Annotated in this window: 2 protein-coding genes; both read left to right on the forward strand. The window is 45.0% G+C overall.

What is annotated here, in order from left to right; genetic code table 11:
- Nucleotides 1-697 precede the first annotated feature (697 nt).
- On the forward strand, nt 698-1,639 hold the full coding sequence (locus B2Z67_RS03840) for an Rpn family recombination-promoting nuclease/putative transposase (protein WP_291528499.1): 942 nt from the start codon (nt 698-700) through the stop codon (nt 1,637-1,639).
- A gap of 222 nt (nt 1,640-1,861) precedes the next feature.
- On the forward strand, nt 1,862-2,730 hold an 869-nt coding region (locus B2Z67_RS03845; RefSeq protein WP_291528500.1), incomplete at its 3' end, for a hypothetical protein.

The raw sequence follows: 2,730 nt of genomic DNA on the forward strand, positions 1-2,730 counted from the left end.
TAACTGCTTTTCGCTCGCGTATTTCCAACCAACCTTGCCTTCGGACGGAAATAACGCATTCTCAGCCGACTTAAAATACAAAGTGACAAAGTGACAAACTGACCACCCCCTTAACTCCTGCAGTATGAATAATAGAGGTTGGTTTCTCTTGCTGAATAACTATTCCAGTATAGTTGTGAATTTGCGGTTACTATTCTTGTGTATGGTGCTTGCAGTTCGTTTTTCAGTAAAAGTACAATCAAAACTTATTTTGCATAAACTTAGAGCCTGTTTAAATTTTGCTCAGCAATGTTTTGAGGAAATTTTAAACAGGCTCTTATACAATGCAGTAAAACTGCAATGAGTAATCGTTTGGTAAAAAAGGATACAAATATAGTACCTGAATTATCTTTCGTAATCTCACTCCCATACTTAGCCTATCTCACTATACGACTGAGATACCCTCAGTCGTATACTTAGGGTACCTCAGTCGTATACTTAGACTACCCCCTCTCAGAATGTGTTCTGGGTGTGATTTTGAGTTAGATTAAGAATAATAAAATCCTCTCACGAGGCAGAACGGATTAGTCTCCATAAATCTCCGTCAAGGGTTCTTTTTCCTTTCACAATGAAAAATTAAGGGATGGTTTATCTCTTTGCTCAAGCTAATTAACTATATTTGCAGCAGATACACTAATAAGGAACAACAAACAACTATATGGGAAGATTTATCAATCCGTTTACCGACTATGGTTTCAAGAAAATATTCGGTGAGGAGATATCAAAGGACTTACTTATCGATTTTTTAAATGACTTATTGAAGGGCGAACGGGTGATAACTGACCTTACCTTTTTGAACAACGAGCAACTGGCGGAGTGGGATGATGCGCGTGCGTTGATATACGACATCTACTGCACCACGAATACCGGCGAGAAGATTATCGTTGAGATGCAGAACAGATCTCAGTTGTACTTCAAGGAACGGGCGCTGTTTTACATGTCCCATGCAGTGGCTCGTCAGGGGCAGGCGGGGGTCGACTGGCGGTTTAACGTCAAGGCTGTATACGGGGTGTTCTTTATGAACTTCTTGCTCAAGGACGATGTCAAGTTCCGTACGGACGTCATACTTGCCGACCGTGACACGGGTAAGCTCTTTTCCGACAGGATGCGGCAGACGTTTCTGGCCCTGCCTCTGTTCGATAAACAGGAAAATGAGTGCGAAAATGATTTTGAACGTTGGATATATATATTGAAGAATATGGAGACACTCAACCGAATGCCGTTTCAGGCTCGAAAGGCAGTCTTCAAGAAATTGGAAGAAATTGCCGATGTTGCTTCTCTCAGCGGGGAGGAGCGTGAACGTTATGAAAATAGTGTGAATGCATATCGCACGCATCTGTCGGTGATGGATGCAGCGAAACTGGAAGGGCGCGAAGAAGGTCTTGAGGAAGGTCGTCAAGAGGGACGCGAGGAAGGTCGTCAGGAGGGACGCGAAGAAGGACGTCAGGAGGGACGTCAAGAGGGACGTCAAGAAGGTCGAGAAGAAGGACGCGAAGCTGCATGTTTGGATAATGCCCGTAAAATGAAAGCCAAAGGTTTTGATTACGCTACAATTTCTGAAATAACAGGTTTGGCTTACGATGAAATTGCTGACTTATAGTCTGTACAATACCATCTCTCTATATCATTACTCACATATTACGAGTGTATCAGGAAGTTTGCCGTCTATGATGAGGTGGTAGGGCAGATACCTGGGAAATCTCCATTTCGTAGATACCAACCCCCATTTCGTGGATACCGGATAGTATTTCGTGGAAAAAGAGGCTCTGCACAAAATAGTTCTGCTTAGATGTTGTATATTTGTCCTTTAACGTGGTAATTTATGAAAAGAGGGACTTATTTTATCAAGAAGATTATTCTGTGCCTGCTGCTCTTTGGCGGACAGGCGATAATGGGACAGATTGTAATGGTACAAGCAGTAATAGCACAGCAGCCGGTCATTCAATCGGAATACAGCTACAGACGATACACCACTGCCAACGGATTGCCATCCAATATGAACGAATGCATCCTTCAAGACGGCAAAGGCTTTATCTGGATAGCAGGCGTGAGTGGACTTACCCGCTTTGACGGCTTTACCTTCACCAACTTTTTAGAAGGCGCCGATGCCAACCTCTACCGGTTGGACAGAGACGGGGACGGCAACCTCAGAGCCTTTACCCTCAACCTGATGTACACGCTCGATAAAGGCGGCAAGTTAAAGAAAACGGTACTGTCTCCGGATAAATACATGGCGGAAAGACCGTCTTACGCCTACCCCGACGGATATGCCGTTTACAGGAACAAGGAAGTAGACCTGCCCGACGGCCGTAAATCTGCGGATGTGTACAAGGTGCACAACGACCGCATAGAAAAGATACTGGAAACCCCGTATCTGGCAGGACACCGGGATACACATACCTTTTTCGACCCTGCGACACAGGAACTGTACCTGTTCTACAACGAAGATACCGTCAGAATTATAGCCAACAATAAAGCCCCCGTCACCGCTACCGGAGTAGTGGCAAGAGCCGCCTGCAAGGTAGGCGATGCGTTGTTCGTTGTTTCCGGAGACGGCATATACCGGCTCACCCCCGGCAGAGAGTGGATAAAAGTAGCAAATATCGAACTCTATTTCGACTCCACACCGTTTAAGATGATTGCCGATGCCAAGGGACATCTGTTCTTCAACTGCAACAACGTACTCTACCG

The sequence above is a fragment of the Bacteroides sp. UBA939 genome (genome assembly GCF_002293435.1).
GTDB lineage: Bacteria > Bacteroidota > Bacteroidia > Bacteroidales > Bacteroidaceae > Bacteroides.